The organism is Thalassoroseus pseudoceratinae (assembly GCF_011634775.1).
GTDB lineage: Bacteria > Planctomycetota > Planctomycetia > Planctomycetales > Planctomycetaceae > Thalassoroseus > Thalassoroseus pseudoceratinae.
This window is the reverse complement of the sequence record NZ_JAALXT010000004.1, coordinates 506,983-526,006: the sequence shown is the minus strand read 5'-3', so window position 1 is coordinate 526,006 and position 19,024 is coordinate 506,983. Positions and strand designations below refer to the sequence as shown.

Annotated in this window: 15 protein-coding genes; 8 read left to right on the top strand and 7 right to left on the bottom strand. The window is 54.3% G+C overall.

What is annotated here, in order from left to right:
- The first annotated feature begins 107 nt into the window (after positions 1-107).
- From G6R38_RS16455 to G6R38_RS16440, 4 genes are all read left to right on the top strand, one after another.
- Positions 108-737, top strand: coding sequence for a redoxin domain-containing protein (locus G6R38_RS16455; protein ID WP_166828124.1), 630 nt, complete (start codon positions 108-110; stop codon positions 735-737).
- A gap of 44 nt (positions 738-781) precedes the next feature.
- A complete protein-coding gene (locus G6R38_RS16450; RefSeq protein WP_166828121.1) occupies positions 782-1,213 on the top strand; it encodes a hypothetical protein in 432 nt (143 codons plus the stop codon).
- Between the two features lie 134 nt (positions 1,214-1,347).
- Entirely contained in the window at positions 1,348-2,247 is a 900-nt protein-coding gene (locus G6R38_RS16445) for a DUF1559 domain-containing protein (RefSeq protein ID WP_166828118.1), read from the top strand.
- Positions 2,248-2,351: 104 nt separating this feature from the next.
- A complete protein-coding gene (locus G6R38_RS16440; protein WP_166828115.1) occupies positions 2,352-2,771 on the top strand; it encodes a hypothetical protein in 420 nt (139 codons plus the stop codon).
- 107 nt (positions 2,772-2,878) lie between these two features.
- On the opposite strand, the gene G6R38_RS16435 is transcribed toward G6R38_RS16440, so the two are convergent.
- The 4 genes from G6R38_RS16435 to G6R38_RS16420 form a co-directional block, all read right to left on the bottom strand.
- A complete protein-coding gene (locus tag G6R38_RS16435; RefSeq protein ID WP_166828112.1) occupies positions 2,879-3,268 on the bottom strand; it encodes a hypothetical protein in 390 nt (129 codons plus the stop codon).
- Positions 3,269-3,371: 103 nt separating this feature from the next.
- Entirely contained in the window at positions 3,372-4,325 is a 954-nt protein-coding gene (locus G6R38_RS16430) for a DUF1559 domain-containing protein (RefSeq protein ID WP_166828109.1), read from the bottom strand.
- Positions 4,326-4,615: 290 nt separating this feature from the next.
- Complete coding sequence (locus G6R38_RS16425; protein WP_166828106.1) at positions 4,616-6,400, bottom strand: Hsp70 family protein; 1,785 nt, start codon at positions 6,398-6,400, stop codon at positions 4,616-4,618.
- A gap of 139 nt (positions 6,401-6,539) precedes the next feature.
- Complete coding sequence (locus tag G6R38_RS16420) at positions 6,540-7,088, bottom strand: DUF2760 domain-containing protein (protein ID WP_166828103.1); 549 nt, start codon at positions 7,086-7,088, stop codon at positions 6,540-6,542.
- 293 nt (positions 7,089-7,381) lie between these two features.
- Between G6R38_RS16420 and G6R38_RS16415 the strand changes: the two genes are divergently transcribed.
- On the top strand, positions 7,382-8,440 hold the full coding sequence (locus G6R38_RS16415) for a hypothetical protein (protein WP_166828100.1): 1,059 nt from the start codon (positions 7,382-7,384) through the stop codon (positions 8,438-8,440).
- A gap of 190 nt (positions 8,441-8,630) precedes the next feature.
- On the opposite strand, the gene rpmA is transcribed toward G6R38_RS16415, so the two are convergent.
- Positions 8,631-8,888, bottom strand: a complete 258-nt coding sequence (rpmA, locus tag G6R38_RS16410) for a 50S ribosomal protein L27 (protein ID WP_166828097.1) — start codon at positions 8,886-8,888, stop codon at positions 8,631-8,633.
- A gap of 327 nt (positions 8,889-9,215) precedes the next feature.
- Here rpmA and G6R38_RS16405 point away from each other — a divergent pair, with 327 nt between their 5' ends.
- The 3 genes from G6R38_RS16405 (at position 9,216) to argS (ending at position 14,438) form a co-directional block, all read left to right on the top strand.
- On the top strand, positions 9,216-11,816 hold the full coding sequence (locus G6R38_RS16405) for a sodium-translocating pyrophosphatase (RefSeq protein WP_166828094.1): 2,601 nt from the start codon (positions 9,216-9,218) through the stop codon (positions 11,814-11,816).
- Positions 11,817-11,849: 33 nt separating this feature from the next.
- Entirely contained in the window at positions 11,850-12,272 is a 423-nt protein-coding gene (rsfS, locus tag G6R38_RS16400; protein ID WP_240928231.1) for a ribosome silencing factor, read from the top strand.
- A gap of 207 nt (positions 12,273-12,479) precedes the next feature.
- The gene (gene argS, locus G6R38_RS16395; protein WP_166828091.1) at positions 12,480-14,438 is read left to right on the top strand and encodes an arginine--tRNA ligase; all 1,959 of its coding nucleotides are present in this window, start codon (positions 12,480-12,482) and stop codon (positions 14,436-14,438) included.
- A 32-nt stretch (positions 14,439-14,470) separates the two neighbouring features.
- On the opposite strand, the gene G6R38_RS16390 is transcribed toward argS, so the two are convergent.
- A complete protein-coding gene (locus G6R38_RS16390) occupies positions 14,471-15,862 on the bottom strand; it encodes a DUF1501 domain-containing protein (protein ID WP_166828088.1) in 1,392 nt (463 codons plus the stop codon).
- A 147-nt stretch (positions 15,863-16,009) separates the two neighbouring features.
- The gene (locus G6R38_RS16385) at positions 16,010-18,901 is read right to left on the bottom strand and encodes a DUF1553 domain-containing protein (RefSeq protein ID WP_166828085.1); all 2,892 of its coding nucleotides are present in this window, start codon (positions 18,899-18,901) and stop codon (positions 16,010-16,012) included.
- Positions 18,902-19,024: the final 123 nt, after the last annotated feature.

The window sequence follows — 19,024 nt, the reverse complement described above, 5'->3', positions numbered from 1 at the left end:
AAGCGAATAGTATCCTTGCCAATTTTGCGTCGTCGTTCCCGGTGTTCTCGGCGACCCGTGTCAATCTTCGTGCCATCGACGCTGCTACTGCGAAACGACGGTTTTTTATGCGTGGAGCGAAACGTTTTCGGTTCCTGGTGTTGCCGATTTCGGCAGCGATCATCATTGCGTTGTGTGTTTGGAAGGTTAGCCAGCCGCCCGCACAGAATCCGGCGAGTGATCAATCGACGATTACCCTTCGACAAGCTCCCGATTTCGCCGTCTACGATGCTCGCAAGCCTCAACGATTGGTGCGGCTGTCGAGTTACTTAGGGCGGCATCGTATTCTGCTTGTCTTCTTTGATGGGCAGAAGCCATTCGACAGTGACCCCGTCATTCGTAAGCTCACGAAGTCCGCCGATGCGTTGGAATCGCGAGGAATCAAGCTGTTCGCATTGAGTTCCGCGTTGCCCCAAACCAATCGGGGGCGGATGAAGACTATCAATCCGGATCAACCGCGGTGGGTGTTTCCAATTCTCTCGGACCCAACCTTCGCCACACAGCGAGCGTACCGACGCATCGACGAAGACTCCTCGAAGCCAAAAACCCAAACGATGCAATCGCTACGAGAGTTGCCCGGTGTCTTCCTGATTGACCGAGCAGGGCGGATTCCTTACCGTGGCGACCGACCGATTCCGTTGGCTGACCCAATGCAAACAATCGATGCATTGGCATCGGGTAGCGATGACGGGTTATGATCCGCAGTGGTGGTGAAATTCGACCTCGATGGTAAATGTTTCTGATGTCCAAGCCTTCCAGAGTCCATCTGACGAGTGGCCATTGGGTCGTGCTGGGCATGTTCTGTTTCGGCCTCTCCGCCACGTCCTTGTTGTTCCTGTATTGGGAATGGCACACGGCTCCATTTAGTGACGTGCAAGATGCAATCGCCGCTCGTTACGAGGATTCGAAACCCCGCGTGGAAGCCGGTCGTCACAAAACCCACAAGAATGGCCCGCTCACCTTCCGCATCGTGATGCAAGTGCCCTTCAATCCTGAGACCGATCACCGTCAAGCGGAGGCATTCGTCACGGAACTGCTGCAGTTCGTCTCCAGCTACCGCGACCTGCGAACTTACGAAACGCTACACGTGCATCTCTATCAACCCGACCCTGAGCAACGATTGCGGCAGAAATCGTTCCATCGTGCCGTTGCGCAATCGGTTCAGGCTCCGTAGGTGTCGACTTTTTGCAACAAAAATAGGGATGGTACGCAAAGACCATACGAAAAATCGAAAATTCTGTTTATATTGAGGACTCCAATTCAGGTATACGGATCGTTCGGTCCATCTCATTCTCAAGGAGTTCTCCTATGCGTCGTCAACGTGCGTCTTCATCTCCACACGGTTTTACACTGATCGAATTGTTGGTCGTGATTGCCATTATCGCGATTTTGATTGCGTTATTGCTCCCGGCAGTTCAGCAAGCCCGAGAAGCGGCCCGTCGCACTCAGTGCAAGAACAATCTGAAGCAGCTTGGCATTGCCTTCCACAACCACCACGATACCTACGGGTTCTTGCCGTCCGGCGGGCATCACTGGTCCTACGCGCCCGACTACTCATCCGAAGGCACCCCGGAAGTTGCTCCACGTCAACGGGCCGGTTGGGGGTTTCAAATCTTGCCCTTTATGGAGCAGACGAACCTCTGGGACGGAAGTGGCATGGCATCGAATGCAGATCGGCAACGTCAGGCGATTTCCACTCCGGTTGCAGGACTTCACTGCCCAAGCCGACGTGCGGCAATCGCATTGGACCCGACTGGAAGTTGGTACGGTCCCAGCGGTACCTATGAGCACGCTCAAACTGACTATGCAGGCTGTGTCGGCAGCAACAGCAACGGTGTCATCGTTCGCACGAACAGTGACCAAACCGGACAAGTGATCGCGTTCCGCGACATCACCGATGGCACCTCCAGCACTTTTGCGATCGGTGAAAAACGCTTGAATATCGCGAATTTGGGACGCTACCAATCGGATGACAACGAAGGATACACCTCGGGGTGGGACCATGATGTCATTCGGTTTAGTAACCGAGAACCGCGACCCGATCCACGGTCTGGAACGGGGGATAGCCGTTTCGGGTCGTCACATCCGGGAGGGCTTCACGCAATGTTTACGGACGGTGCCGTTCACTTCATTAGCTACAACATCGACAATGCCACTTTCCGAGATCTCGGTTACCGTGGCGATGGCAATGTCACCACGTTCCCCTAAGCGACTTAGCGTTCAACAAACTGAACCAAGTCAGCGTTTCCATCGTTCTTTTTGCAGGGGATATTACATTGCGTTCGATAACGAATTACTGGTTGGGATTGGTGATGGTACTTCCTGTCTTCGGGGTGGGTTGTGGTGGAAATGCCAACCCGGAAGTTCCTGAGGGCGTCATTGTCACCGGGCGAATCCTTCAGAGTGGGGAACCTCTCAAGATGGATCGTCCCGAAGTTGCACTTGGCAGGGTCGAAGTGCAGTTCCATCCAGTGAATGATACCAACGACACCGGGATGGAGGCTACGGAACTCGACACAGAAGGCAATTTTCAGTTGCTTGGACCAGGGAAAGGAATCGCACCCGGCTTATACAAAATTGCGATCTTCCACGATCAAACCGGCTACGGCAAAGATGCGTTGGAAGGGGAGTTCTCGCAGGAGGAAACGCCCATCGAAGTCACAATCCCCGAAGACGAGGTGGGTGGGAGTCATGACTTGGGTGATATTGAATTAGAAAACTACGCTTCCTAATCACTGGTTCGGGGCGGGGACTCACGCAGTCAGTACCAAAAGCTAAGACCATGCAGCGTTCAATACGATCGCCGCATGGTCTTTCTTTTTCGTTTTGATCAATTGGTCTAGTCGAGCGCGATGTCGAATTTGTTTTCTTCGCCCGGCTTTACGGTCTTTTTGAGCTGAGAGTCTTGGTTCCACTTTGCAGGAATGTAGGTTTCGGTGATGGCTTCACCGTACTCGTCTTTTTCGTCAGTCACGCGAACGGCACTGACTCGGATGATTTTCTCACCCGGTGGCACTTCGGCGGTGTATTGGCCGTTCTCAATTCCACCCATCGCGGAAATGCCCTGATTGTCGGCAGGGTCGAATGTGATACTGCCTTTCTCAATCGGTTTGCCTTGGTAGGTGACGGTGCCAGTAACTTGGAACTTTTCGATCTCATCGGAACCACCGCAGCCATGTAGGACAGCCAGGGTGAGAGAGAATACACAGAGTCTGAGGCAGAGTCGCATGGGTCAATCTCTAGGTGTGGGAATTAGCAAAAGCGAGAATCGGCCCGCCATCCGCAGGCCGAAACGCGGGGTCTCAATTGAATCAACAACCGTGACGGGGCTCTCAATCGAGATCGATGACTTCCTTCCCTCGCATTGTGCCCAATGCTTGGAACGTGGCTTGGTCTGTGTTGTCTGAGAAGAAGCGAACCGAGCCATCTCCCATCGCAACTTGAACGCCGCCCGCGTGCCAACTGCGAGCGTGAATTTCACCGTTGGTCGAGCGACATTCGCGGCAGGGGACATCTTCCGTGCCGTTGCAGTACTGTGTGGCGTCACCGGTAGGAGTGTTCGGCGAACGCAAGGTTGTGAACGTTGAGTTGCCGTGACGCGTATTGTGGTACCGCCCCCGCAAGTCGTGAGAACCACCACAGACGACGTTACCACTCCCCGACGCTGGGACGCTGTCTTCCTGCAAGCGAATTTCACCGAGCATGATCGTGTTTGACGTTCCGTCTTTGACGTCGGTGAGCTTCGTCTTGGACAGCGGGTAGAACATTCCCCGGAGATTGGCCGGTGGGGTTCCTGTTCCGCTTCCCGTATTACCGGCTCCGTGGCAAGGGATGTAGTTTCCATGGAACCCTTGTTGTGTGGTCTTCGGGTTCACAGGATCTGTCGGGCACATAAAGGTGTCGACGACGACCGAGGCTTCTGGATTCCAGCCACCAGGGAACTGGTTGGCTTCGATCTTAACGAGCATGTCTTGGTAGAGGTTGTCCTGTTCCACATATGGCAAGACCATGTGAAACCAAGACTGCCGAGAGTTGCTGTTAGAGATTCCCGTGTTGTTAGTGTTGATCCCACAGATTGTCGAAAACGGAAACACACCCACAGAATCATGATAGTTGTGCAACGCCAAGGCGATTTGCTTCAACTTGTTCTTGCATTGCGTTCGCCGAGCCGCTTCTCGGGCTTGCTGAACCGCGGGCAGCAAAAGTGCAATCAAAATGGCGATGATGGCAATCACCACCAGTAACTCAATCAACGTGAATCCATGACGGTGCGTAGGTTTTCGCATGATTGACGAGCCTCAAAAAGACATTAAGAAAAAGATGACAGAGCATCACCAACATGAAATTTGGCGAAGAAAAAATGCTCAACCTTTAACAGACGACCGCGAGGAACAGACCTAACAAGTGTGGTGTTAATTGAACGGAATGTCACCCGGGAAATCTGGTCACCCATCTTACCCGTAAAACCCGACTGATGTGAAAAATCTTCGAAGATTTTCCAGTTTGCTCACAGAATTTTTAGGAAACGCACTTGTTTGATATGTGGTATCCCGGGGTCAGGCTCTAAGACGGTTTGTCAGTCCTCTTCACGCACGCTAAATTCAAGTTTCCAGCGTTTGTCCGATTGTGTGGATACACACCAGAGTTCCAGTAGCCCTAGCTCGTTGACTTTCGAGTGAAATTTGACGGGAACGAATGGGTCTTCGCTGTCTTCGTCCGGAGGGAGAACGGTTTCCAGGGGATCCGTTTCTTCCAATTCGTGGGTTGGCGCGTTGGGGAGGGTGTCGCCAGGTTGATCTTCCTTGCGGACCGACGATTTGAAGAACCGGAACTGCGCCGCCTCACCCACGACGAGGCCGATTTCTCCGGAGGGCACATCGGCGGCGGTGCCTTCTTCCATGCCAAATGGAACAACGCAAAGGGCACGCAACGGACGCGGTGCCCCGGGAATGGCCAAGCCGGCGGTTTCGATTCCCACATAGTACGCCCGAGCGGTGCCGCCGCGAATTCGCAGTCCGCCCGTCTTTTTCGACCACCCGTAGAACGCCGCTCCTCGAGCGACCGCGTGATCCAAGTCGTGGGCCCCCTCGAGGATTTGCGGCTTTTCGCCGCCTTGATCGAACCAATCTCCAAGCACACTCATCAAGCGGGTCGTTAAGTTCTCGCCTTTGAAAACACCGCCGTTGAACAACACGTGCGATGGCCGAATCGCTTCGTCACCACCATGAGCCGCTAGAAAGGCCGCCAAATGCCGGGTGACGGCGGGGTCGGATTCAAATGGCAAGCCGATGTCCTGAAACCCAGACGCTCGTTGACGTTGTGGTCGATCGTTGAGTGCACATTCCGGGAAGAATCCTTCTGCCAAAATCTGCTGAGCCGCTTTTCGTTCGACTTCGACGGAAACGGTTCCGCCGATCAGTCGGCTGCCACGACCCAGGACGGACACCGTATGCGTTTCCGGTCCATCGGGAGCGAGCAGGGCTTCTTTGGCGGCACGACAGGAGTGCCACAGCGAAACCGATTGCCAAGGGTCGAGGGAGATTCCTTTTTCCTCGAACAATCCCGCGACGTAGTGGGCGAGGGTAAGATCCATGTTGTCCCCGCCGACCAGCAAGTGGTCACCGACGGCCAAGCGACGAAGGACAAAGTCGCCGTCTTCGTCAACGACTGTGACCAGCGACAAATCGGTCGTGCCGCCGCCGACGTCGCAAACAAGTAGCGTGTCTTTGACGGTCAGGATCTTCCGCCATTCGTCGCCAACTTCTTGCAACCACGCATACACGGCGGCTTGCGGTTCTTCCAGAAGCACCAAATCGTCTGGAAGACCAGCCGCCAATGCTGCTTCACGAGTCAACTCCCGAGCGGAGGCGTCAAATGACGCGGGCACCGTGAGTACCACATTTTGATCTGCAATCGGAGCGTTCGGGAATGCGTCAGTCCAAGCAGCGACGAGGTGCTCCAGGTACCGTTGAGATGCTTCGACGGGAGACACCTTCGGCACGTCATCCGGAGCGTTCCAGGGAAGAATCGCCGCGTGCCGATCGACTTTGCTATGGCATAGCCACGACTTCGCGGCTCCCACGGTTCGGTCTGGCACATCCGCCGATTGCTGACGCGCCAAACGCCCGGCGACCGTCTTCGGATTGGCTTGCCAAGGCAAGTCGTAAACGCCGCCAGTTTCCTGATCGGTCGGCAGATACAGGAACGACGGTAAAGTCGTGTGCAGTTCGACCGTCTGAGGGGCCACCAGTTGAGGAATCGGCAACAATTCGATTGTTGGCTTCTCAGCGTTCAAAGCCGAGTACGAAAGCACGCTGTTTGTCGTGCCGAGATCAATCCCAATCACAAAGTCCGCGGACATCGGTGCGTACTTCCTCTAAAGCTGTTGACTATTGATCGTAGCGGGTTTTGTCTCGTGGAGGCCAGGAAGCAACCGCTTTCTCACGTCCACTGCGAACACGGACGGCCGGTCTCGGCAAACACGATGGTGTTCGATTTCGTTATTTCAATTCGACTTCTGCCGGGGCGATGATGTCGGCACTGTCGTCGTTGCCGGTCCAGTCGGGCAGTTGGGTCGAGTTTGCAAGCCAGCCGTGATGAGCCAACGTGCCCCGGTACGGTGCTTCTCCGGTGACGTTGCCCACAAGCCGATACCGTCCTGCATTGAATCCGGATGGAACCTCAACCGAACTTCCCTCGGCATCGGTCAGGACGGGTTGAATTTGGAACATCCGGTTCAGTGACTCGGCCAGATTCCGGTGGATCTCGCGGACTGCCGCACCGACTTGGGCATCGGGAATACCGTCGAGCGGTTCTTTCACGAAGTCAATCAGGCGGGCTTCACGTTGCAGTGTGGCCAACAACGTGACCGCTTCACTGCGTGCCGGCGGCTTGGGGGCGGGCGGGGTCGGTTGCGGTTTGGGTGTAGGCTGTTCTGACGGTTCGATTTTGGCTGGTTCATCCGCAAGTGCCTGCCCAACTCGCGTGGCCGTTTCCGGATTGAACAAACTGCCGAAGAATGCCCGAAAGGCGGTTCCAATGCGTCCCATGGATCTCAATCGAATCAATAAAAACTAAGGTGAATTCCAATCGAACTCTATTGTAGAGCCTGAAGTCGGCCCTGGGTACCGATCGGTCGGCTTTCGCTTGCATGTCTCAATTCCGACTGAGAATCCCCGTGTTCTGATTGAGACGCATCGATGTCACGTCTAGAATGAATAATGACCGGAATCCGGTCTTCTTTGTCTGCAGTGGTCTTCGAGAAAACCATTGTTTGCTGGCCTCCACAAGCCAGAACCTTTGTGATCGCGTTACTGATCCCGTGTACGACGAAAGTGTGCGAATGCGTTTTGACCGTCGGCAATCAAACTCTTCGACTCCCTATTTCAACCGCCGTGATCAAACACGGATGTTGATGATGGTGGGCATGTTGATGGCCGTCGTGCTGGCGGCACAGTACGCTGCCAAGCCGAGCACCTGGGAATGGATGTTCCCGAAGGAAGCCAAGAATTCGTCAACGCCGGAGGGGACTGATTCCGGGGCAGCCGATCGGATCGGAGAGTTTTCTCTCGACGATGAGGCCGGTGTCAATGTCGCAATCGCGGAACCGGCCGAACGACGGAAGAACGAGGCGAAGACGAAATCTCAAGGTGAGCCAAGTTTGCCATTGTCGTTACGGCGGGAATTGAAACAGAAAGTCAACGATGGTTCCGTGGGCGTCCGTGCGGCTGAACGAGAGATCTTCTTTCACATCCTGGACTACGCCGATTCTGTGCAACCCCAGGAGCTTGAATCTGTCGTGGAAGACGGATTGTCTTACGCGGTTCTCATGGATGAAACCGCGGCATTTCGTGGTGAGCCAGTCCATCTTCGCGGGACACTTCGCCGTCTGCAAAGGACGGAGGCGGTCACAAATGCTGCCAACGTGGCTGAGTTTTGGGAAGGTTGGGTGATGACCAAGGATTCGGGGTTGTTCCCGTATCGCATCATTGCTGCAAATGTGTCTGATGACTTGCCGACGGGCATGGAGATCGAAGTGCCGGTGCAGTTCACCGGTTATCTGTTTAAGCGTGAAGGTTATGAATCAAACGATGGCGTCAAGGAAACGCCGACTTTGATCGGCCCCATGATCGAGCCGCTTGTCGTGCAATCTCGCCCGAAAGAAGTTGGGCCCACGGAGCAGGGGTTGATACCTTACGTGATCGGTCTTGCGGTGGCTATTGCCATTGGGCTGAGCATCACGTTATGGCGGTTTCGGGTCAGTGATCGTCGATTCGGCGATCGGCATGTCCGTACCTTCACCGCAGCCACACCCGGAGCGATTGAAACGCTTCAAGATTTGGACTTCGTCGACCCTGGAGAAACGCTTCGCAAACTTGCCGAAGATGAAGCTGCCGACTGAAGCAGTCTTGCTCGGTCAGTGCGAGTTTTGTTTCGTAGAGACCAGGGGATAGCAGGGTTTTCGCGTCGATCACGCACACAGGCGACTGTGGTGCAGTCGGGTGAGCTGGGTCAGCCAAGCAAGGCGACCCAGCCTGCGTACGGTCGCGTGAGGTTGCGCGGTCTGCAGTGTTGAGCGACCACAGTTCGAACTATGCGTTGGCTTCAGCGGGAGCAACGTTCACGCGACGACCATTGCGGTCGAAGTAGACCGTGCCGGGAACCAATGCGTAAATCGTGTAATCCCGTCCCATGCCGACGTTTTGGCCAGGATGCCATTTGGTTCCGCACTGACGGATCAAAATGTTCCCCGGAATGACGCTTTGGCCACCAAATTTCTTCACGCCGCGTCGTTGTGCATTTGAGTCTCGTCCGTTACGACTGGACCCTTGCCCCTTCTTATGTGCCATTGCTTCATCCTTCAAACACGTCCGCCGTTGGGGGGACGATTCAAATTACCATCGGATTTGTGACAGAGTCCCGCATTTTGATGTTTTGGTTTATCCCATGCAAGGCTGAGTGACTGGGATTTTGGCCAACCGAGCAATCTTCATTGCTTCATCGCGGTTCCCACCTAGTTGACAATCGGAAATTTCGGTGGATACACTCACATCCCATCAAAGTTGACTTTCGGAAAGTGTGTTCCCAACAGAAGTTGAGTGGGAACTTCCATCAACTTTCATCAGCAGACGTTTCCATTCTTCCCTTGGTTTCAAGACAGAGAGTAGGCAACACGGATGCAAACACATCGTCGCTCATCATTTTCGTCAAAGTTATCAGTTCGGTTGAGTCTTCTTGCGGGATTGGCATTTACGCTCGCTTTGTTCGGTCATGTCGATATCTGCCAGGCCGCTGAAGAGGCAGCCTCGGATAATTTGGCACACGATACCGGCGGTTGGCCCGTTGCGATTGGATGGGCGTTCAGTCTGTTGGCCTCGCTAACATCGTTGTTTGTGGCCTACAAATTTTACACCTGGATGGCTGCCCAGGACGAGGGCGACGAAAACATGATCCGCATTGCCGAACACGTTCGGCAGGGAGCACGAGCGTATCTGTTCCAGCAGTACAAAGTCGTGACGGTGTTTTTCGTCTTGGTGTGTGCGTTGTTGGCGATCTTGGCTTTCGGTTTCGGTCAGCAGTCGACTTGGGTGCCGTTCGCGTTTTTCACGGGTGGGGCGTTTTCCGGTTTAGCCGGTTGGTACGGCATGAAGACCGCCACAATGGCCAGTTCCCGCACCACGCAAGGGGCAAAGAATTCCCTCAACGAAGGTTTGCAAGTCGCGTTTCGTAGCGGCGCGGTGATGGGATTGATCGTCGTTGGATTAGGGCTCTTGGACATTTGCCTATGGTTCGGTTTTCTGAATTGGATTTGGAAAATGGAGCTGGCGGAAATCACCGTGACCATGCTGTGCTTCGGTATGGGGGCGAGTGCTCAGGCGTTGTTCGCACGTGTCGGCGGTGGAATTTTCACCAAAGCGGCTGATGTGGGGGCGGATATCGTTGGGAAAGTCGAGTCAAATATTCCCGAAGACGACCCACGAAACCCCGCCACCATCGCAGATAATGTGGGCGACAACGTCGGAGATGTTGCCGGGATGGGAGCCGACCTATATGAATCCTACTGCGGTTCGATTCTCGCCAGTGCCGCTCTCGGTGTGGCTGCGTTCCACGGTGTTTCATCGCAAATGCAGTTCATGATGCTCTTGCTGCCAATGTTGTTGGCGGCGTGCGGAATTGGTCTTTCGATCGGCGGGATTTACCTGGTTCGCACGGAAGAGGGGGCGACCCAACGCAATTTGCTCAGCGCTCTGGCGAAGGGAATCAATGGAAGTAGTATCGGTGTAGCGGTTGTGGCAGCGATTTTGGTGATCATCACACTCGTTCTGCCCTCCAACAACCTAACTTACGCCGCCGATGCCAGTGAAAACTTACCGAAAGGGTGGGGGCTGTTCTGGGTCTACGGGTCGATTGTCACCGGTTTGCTCGCGGGGTGGGTGATCGGCAAGTGGACGGAGTATTCCACCAGCGAGGAATACGCACCGACCAAACGAATCGCCGATCAGTCCGTGACTGGTCCGGCAACGGTGATCATTGGTGGTGTTGCTGAAGGGTTTTATTCGGTGTGGGTGCCGATTGTGACCGTCGGCGTGGCAATTCTGCTCGCCTTCGGATTCGCCACTAACTTCAATTATGCCGACCCTCGCGTGTTTGCCTTAGGGCTTTACGGCGTGGCAATTGCAGCCGTCGGAATGCTGAGCACACTCGGAATCACACTCGCGACAGATGCCTACGGGCCAATCGCCGACAACGCCGGTGGCAATGCCGAGATGAGTCATCAAGATCCAACCGTCCGACAACGCACCGACGCCCTCGACAGTCTCGGCAACACCACCGCCGCCACCGGGAAAGGCTTTGCGATTGGTTCCGCGGCTCTGACGGCGTTGGCTTTGCTGGCAGCGTATGTGGAGGAAGTTCGGATCGGTTTCGAGCGGTGGGCGGTGAAGTCCGAAGTGGTCGCCAGCGAAAGCGAAACAAATGCCACGCTACTCAAAATCGATCGTGACGTACTTGTCTTCAACGATGGCGAGAAAAACCATGCCTATTTGCTCTATCCGGTCGGTCGGAATCCCAGCGAATCCGTTCAAGCGATTGAGAACGCAGAGATTGGTCAAACTGTCAGTGCCAATCTCCAAGAGATGGTGACCAACGAAGCCATCGTCGAGAACTCGACCGCGACAATGCCGGACTTTGTACGGTACTACAACGTAACCCTGATGAATCCGGCGGTGTTGGTGGGAATGTTCCTCGGTGTGATGCTGGCCTTCGTGTTCTGTTCACTCACGATGAAGGCGGTGGGGCGGTCTGCGAGTGATATGGTCGAGGAAGTACGTCGCCAGTTCCGTGAGATTCCTGGGATCATGGAGGGAACCAGCGAACCGGAGTACAGTCGGTGTGTCGCTATTAGTACGCGTGCCGCTCAGCGTGAAATGATCGTTCCGTCGGCAATCGGATTCGGCGTGCCGATCATTGTTGGGCTGATTTTGGGTGTGCCCGGAGTGATGGGTTTGCTCGCGGGGGGATTGACCTCCGGCTTCGCGGTAGCAATTATGATGGCAAATGCCGGGGGGGCATGGGATAATGCCAAGAAGTACATTGAAGCTGGTGCACATGGTGGGAAAGGGACGGAAGCTCACAAGGCAACCGTCGTCGGCGACACCGTGGGCGACCCCTTCAAAGACACCAGTGGCCCGAGCCTAAACATTTTGATCAAATTGATGAGCATGGTGTCCGTCGTCTTCGCCGGTTTCATCGTGCAATGTGCACTGCGAATTTTCTAAACCGTTACCGCAAACTGGGAGTCCAGATTAATCGTGATCGAACAAGTTCAAACACAACGCACGGCCGAACAACAGCAGTCTCTGATTCAAGCCTGTCGGTGTGCACGCATTTGTGAAGACTTGCGTGGTCGCGACACGCTGGTGCTGGAAATGATCGGCATCACACCGATTTTCGATTACTTCGTCATCACGACTGGCACGAACCGTCGGCAGATGCATGCCTTGTCTGACGAGGTCAGCAAATTGCAGCGGACGTCTGGGACTGCCAAGCGGGGCAGCGAAGGTTACGACGAAAGCACCTGGATCGTGCAAGATTATGGCGACATCATCTTGCACGTCTTCACCGAAGAATCGCGAGAGATGTACGACCTCGAGTCGTTGTGGGCCGACGCGAAGCGCATCGATTGGCAAAGCGTTTTGGAAGAATCCAGTTCCGAGAACTGTGCTGTTGAATAGGTTTTAACGAACAGGGTTCTCTGCCTGTGGTCAGTCCGTCACGTCAATTGCTGACGGGCGATCAGGCGACAGAACCTGCGACCTCGAAACGTCAACTGATCTAGCCGACCTTGAACGAACGCTCTCCACTCGCTAGACGTTGGAGGGCGTTTTTATTTGTTCTCTCCTTTCACCGAACACCGCGACGGATTGTCGCTTGGTCCGACTATGAATATTTCTGCTGAACTGCGTCGTCGTTTTGAATCCGCACTTGCCACGCTAACGGACGATCCGGCTGAGTACGCCGCTCTCGTGCGACCGGCTCAGAATACCCAATTCGGCGACTATCAAGCGAACTGTGCCATGCCATTGGCCAAGAAACTCTCGGACAAACCTCGCGATGTCGCCGCGAAGATTGTCGAGAACCTGGACGTCTCGGACTTGTGCGAAACTCCCGAGATTGCCGGCCCCGGTTTCATCAATTTGAAACTCCGCACAGACTGGCTGACCGAACAGGTCAACGCGGTCACTCATGATGATCGCTTGGGTGTGAAGCCCGTTGCGAATCCGCAAACGATTGTCATTGATTACTCGGCTCCCAATGTCGCCAAGCCGATGCACGTCGGACACCTGCGTAGCAGTGTGATCGGAGCGGCTTTGTACAAAATTCTGACGTTCCAAGGCCACAAGGTGATCAGCGACAATCACATCGGCGACTGGGGCACTCAGTTCGGGATGATCATCTATGGCTATAAGAATTTCCTCAATCCGGAAGCCTACAAAGCGGATGCGGTAACGGAACTTGCGCGACTTTATCGACTCGTCAATATACTGAGCGACTATCACGAGAACGTCAACGAAAAGTTGCCTAGTGCGAAGCAGCGATTGCAAGAATTCGAGCAACAACTCGCCGACGCAGAAGCGAACTCTGACCCCGCAGAAAAGTCAGCAAAGAAAAAACTCAAGAAACTACGAGCAGGTGTCACTTCGCAAGAGAAGGCTGTGCAGTCACTCCAGCAGTCGATCGAAAAGTTTGAAGCCGATCCGGAACTGAAAGAACTTGCGGACAACCATCCGGATATCGCACGGCTTGCAAGACTCGAAACTGCTAAACTGCACAGTGGTGATGAAGAGAATCGAAGACTCTGGGATGAGTTTCTTCCGGCGTGTCTTACCGCTTTACAAAAAGTCTATGATCGACTCGGAGTTTCATTCGATCACACACTCGGTGAGAGTTTCTACGATCCGATGCTTGGCGAAGTCGTGGAAGCGTTGGAAGCGAAGGGGCTTGCATCGGAAAGCAAAGGTGCCACGTGTGTGTTTCTCGATCAGTTCGAAGCACCGTTCATTGTTCGCAAGTCCGACGGTGCCTACAACTATGCCACGACAGATCTCGCGACCATTCAATACCGTGTGAACGAGTTCAACGCGGATGCGATGCTATATGTTGTCGATTCGCGTCAAGGCGACCATTTCAAGATGCTGTTTGAAACAGCTCGAAAATGGGGCCACGACAAGAATTTTCAGCACGTCAACTTTGGCACAGTGCTAGGCAAGGATCGACGACCGTTCAAGACGAGAGCAGGGGACACCGTCGGGCTGGAAAGTTTGCTCGACGAGGCGGTCAATCGCGCCTATCAGATTGTGACCGAGAATGACAAATCAAAACCGAATGGTCCAGAACTTGACGATGCAACTCGCAAAGATGTTGCCGAGAAGGTTGGGATTGGCGGTGTGAAGTATGCCGACTTGCATATCAATCGCGAGAGCGACTATGTCTTCGACTGGGATCAAATGCTAGCCACCAACGGAGACACTGCGACTTACATGCAGTATTCGTATGCACGTGTAAACGGCATTTTCAGTCGAGGTGGGTTCGATCGCGAAACGATTCGCAATTCCAACGCGACAATCCAACTTCAAGAACCAGCGGAACGCGAACTCGCATTGGCATTACTCAAGTTCGGTGAAGCCATTGATGATGCCGCCAGCGAACTACGTCCGCATCTCTTGACGAGCTATCTATTCGAAACCGCGAATAAGTATAGCACGTTTTACGAGCAGTGCTCGGTTCTCAAGAGTGAAGGTGATGTCCAGCAGAGCCGACTGTTGCTATGCGACTTGACCTGTCGCGTGTTGCAGCAAGGACTCGCACTGCTAGGCATCGAAACCTGCGAACGTATGTAGTCTTCGCTAGCCAAGACCTCAACACGGACAACCTACGCAAGAATGTCATGCACCACGTTGCCGTAGACATCCGTCAAACGGAAGTCGCGGCCGGAGTAACGGTAGGTGAGTTGTTCGTGGTTGAGACCGAGTTGGTGCAGGATGGTGGCGTGCAGATCGTGCATGTGCACACGGTTTTCGACGGCGTAATAACCGTAGTCGTCGGTTTCACCGTAAGCCATGCCGCCTTTCACGCCACCACCGGCCAACCACATCGTGAAGCCTTGCGGATTATGATCGCGACCATCGTTGCCTTGGGCGATTGGCGTGCGGCCGAACTCTCCACCCCAGACAACGAGCGTGTCATCTAAAAGCCCACGGGCTTTGAGATCGGCTAGCAATGCGGAGATCGGTTGATCCACCGCGAGGCAGTTTCGTGTATGTCCTTTTCGCAATCCGCCGTGCTGGTCCCAGACATTGCCGGTCGAGACTTGAATATACCGCACGCCCGCCTCGGCACATCGCCTTGCAAGAATGCATTGCTTGGCGAAGTTACTCGTTTCCTTTTTATCAACTCCATATAGCTCTTGAATCGACTTCGGTTCCTGAGACAAGTCGAGAACATCCGGCGCTGTTTGTTGCATCCGAAATGCCAGTTCAAAGGACTCAATAGCACCTTCAATTTGCTCGTCCTGAACGGAACGTTTCAAGTGGTTGCGGTTGAAACTCTGGAGTAAATCAAGCTGCTTTCGTTGGGTTGTGAGATCATCACCGCTGGAGAGGTTTTCGATTTTTCCGCTACCGAGTCGGCCGGAACTACCGATTGTTGTGGCTTGATGTGCCGCTGGCAAAAACGCGGAACCGTAATTGCGTGGTCCACCGTGTCCGCTTGGGGGGCTGATGGAAATGAAGGCCGGGAGATTCTGGTTTTCTGCACCGAGTCCGTAGCTCACCCATGCGCCGACACTCGGGCGGACAAAATTGTCGGTCCCGGTGTGCAGCATGCAAACAGCTTGGCCGTGTGACTGCCCACGACTATGCATCGACCGCACGACGCATAAGTCATCGACATGCTTGGCAACATTCGGCATGAGTTCGGACACCCAAAGCCCACTTTCGCCATGCCGATCGAATTTCCACGGAGACTTCATCAGCTTGGGTTTGGCACTAATGTTCGGAGCCGGATCGAATGGCAAGTTCTTACCATCATCGGCTTGAAGTCTCGGTTTGTAATCGAATAAGTCGACTTGGCTAGGGCCGCCATGCATGAACAGAAAAATCACACGCTTGGCACGTGGTGCGTGGTGCGGGCGTGGAAGTCGGTCGGCTTGACTAGCGGCTTCCGCGGCCATGCCGGCGAAGGCTAGGTATCCAAATCCGCATGCGCTGGATTGCAACAGTTGTCTGCGGGTAAGCGGAGTCGCTGTTGGTTGTTGGGAACGCATGGGAAGAAACCTTCTGTTGTGAGTGCTAGAACAAGGTTCGATTCTGTGTCGCATCGAGGAACTATCGTTCTTCATCGGAAACACAGCATCGGCTGAGATATGAAACGAAAATTGGCCGGATCTTAGTTTTGGTTCTCGACGAAAATGCTAGTCGAGCATGCGAAATTCTGTTGTTGCAAACAAAGCTTGGACCAGTTGTGTCCAGGCACTGTTTGCATCGGTCTGATCGGCAAGGAATTGTTCGGACTGCTCCACTTCAATTGCGGTTGGCGTGCGTCCGTAGACTTTTTGATAGAGCGGGATCAAACGGTCGGTGATTGTCAGTGTTTCGTCTTGCGTCAACTTCTCCGCCATGGCTTTCGCACGGGCGGCGACGAATGGTGAGTTCAATAGGTACAACGCTTGTGCCGGGACATTCGTGAGGGAGCGTTTGCCGACGACAACATCAGGGTCTGCAAAGTCAAAGGTTGTCAGGAATGCGGGAAGTTGGTTCCGAATAATCGGTAGATAAGCACTGCGGCGAAGCGACGTGTTTTTGGAACCGCTCGCACTTTGACTGCTGTTGTTGACTACTAAATATCGAAAACCTTTCATTGGGGCTTCGTTGGGGGTGAGGTCGAGTTCTTCACTCACAAACAGCATGGCATCGCGGATTGATTCGGCTTGGAGGCGTTTGCGGTTGGATCGCCAAAGGAGTCGATTGTCGGGGTCGGATTCAGCGTAGTCTGCTTCGAATTCTGTGCTCATGGCATAGGTGCGAGACAACGCAATTCTTCGGATGAGTTGCTTAATGCTCCAACCGTTTTCGACAAACTCGACAGCGAGTGTATCCAGCAGTTCGGGATGTGAAGGACGTTCGCCGAGGTGGCCGAAATTGTCGACTGTCCGGACGAGGCCCGCTCCGAACATGTGATGCCAAACCCGGTTAACGATCACACGGGCCGTTAGCGGATTGTCGGTGCGAGCGATCCAATCAGCCAACTCCAACCGTCCACTTTGTTCGGAGTTGTGGATGTGACGAGGTCCGGAATCGAGTGCCTGCAAGAATCCCCGCTGAACCTTCTTGCCTTGATTCTTTACCTCACCACGAATGCAGATGTTGCAATCATCAATTTGCGGGGCTTCACGAGCAGCCATAACCATTGGGGCCGGAGCGGGGGCATTCTGCTCCAACGATTTCAATTCTTTCTCGAGTGATTTGACGACCTTCTCTGCCGCCTTCACTTCTTGGCGGAGTTTTGCGGTCTCATCGGTCGTTTTTGAAGACTCGGCTGCCGCGACTGTCTGCTTCTTGACGGGAATGAATTGGACGGCGTCCGCGATGACATAGTCCGTGGTGCCGGTATTGGAGATTGTTACCGAACCTTGTGTTCCCGCTTGGAATTCGAATGTCCCGAGCGGTTCAAAGAGCGAATCGATGGAAGCGGCTTTCGCTTGGTTGAGTTTGGCTTCATGCACTCCGCCGGCGTGTTGAATGGTGACTGGAACGGCGTCATCACGGCCGGAACTGCCCGCGTAGGCAATGCGAACTTCATAGCGTCCGGCGTGCGGGAGTTTTGGTGTCCAGGTGACGGATTTTTGTCCCTGATCGGTCTTCTCATCGTGGAGATAACCTTCACCCACGTAGTTCGGGCTAAATGTGGATTCCTTCCAGTCTCCGACGATTTTGGCTTCTGTGTTGTCGACGACGATGCCTTCGTAACTGCTGGTAAGTCGTCCCAGGTTTTTCTTGGCTTTGTCGAGCGATTTCTTGGCTGAATTGAGTTGGGATTTCATCGCCGCAACGGACTCGCTGTGCTTTTTGAGGGCTTCTGCATGTTCGGGGGAGACTGGCAGCGAGGTTTCTTTCCAAGCGGAAACATACTGCTGGCTTTCGCCTTCGAGCGTGATGGTGCTTTTGAAAATCCCGGCGAGAGCGTAGTAGTCGGCGGTCGGAATGGGATCGAATTTGTGGTCGTGACAACGGGCGCAACCGATGGTAAGCCCGAGGAAGGTTTTGCCGACGGTGTCGATTTGCTCATCGACGACATCCATCTGCAACTTTTTCTTGTCGCGTTCGCTGAGCATTTTCGCTCCGATGTTCAGGAACGTGGTCGCGGTGAGTTGCTCGGCTTGCTCGTGACGATTGGCATATGGCAGAAGATCGCCCGCGAGTTGTTCACGGACGAATTGGTCGTAAGGTTTGTCTTTGTTGAAGGCGTTGACGACGTAGTCGCGGTATCGCCAGGCGTTGTAGAAACTCGCGTTGAAGTCGCTGCCGTTCGAGTCGGCATAGCGGGCGACATCCAACCAGTGACGTCCCCATCGCACGCCGTACTGTGGAGATGCGAGTAGGCGGTCAACGACTTTCGCCTTGGCGACGGAATCGCTTGCTGTGTCGGCTAGGAACGCTTGTTGGTCCTCAATTGTCGGCGGCAAACCAGTGAGGTCGAAGGTCACGCGTCGTAGCCAGGTTCGACGGTCGGCATCCGGGGCAGGGGACATGCCCTCGGACTCCAATCGAGCGAGCACGAAGTAATCCAGATCATCGTTCGGCCACTTCGAATCCGTGACGCTTGGCGGTCCCGACGATTCCGGTAGACGGAAGGCCCAGAAATCGCGGGCGGTTGACCAGTCGTATCCTTTTCGGACTGCTTTCACATGGCCGTCATCTTTTCGTGGATCGTAGGCTCCGGTTTGAACCCACGTTTCCAGAATTTTGATTTCGGCGTCTGAGAGTTTGCCCTGCGGGGGCATCTCGAACGTCAGATATTTGACGGCGTCAATCAGCGGGCTTTCATCGGGTTTGCCGGGAACAATCGCTGGTCCGCTGTCGCCGCCGGTGACCCACCCGGATTTGGTATCGACCGCCAAACCGCCTTTGAGTTCTTCGGATTCCGCCGAATGACACTCGTAGCAATGTTTGAACAACAACGGCCGAACTTTGCTTTCGAAGAATTCAGCTTGTTCGGCATCGTCCGCGAGCAAAGTGCCCGCAGAGAATAAACCAAGGACTATCAAGACGAGTTTGCGAACGGTGAGGAGCGCGGGAATTTCCATCAGAGCGTCCCAAATGGAAGGAAGCCAGGCGGGCGTGGAGCATCGTTGCGAGGGAAGAAATCGAGATTTGAATTCATGTCCTCACAAAAATTTGACACCAAATCCTAACCGAATTCTGAGGCG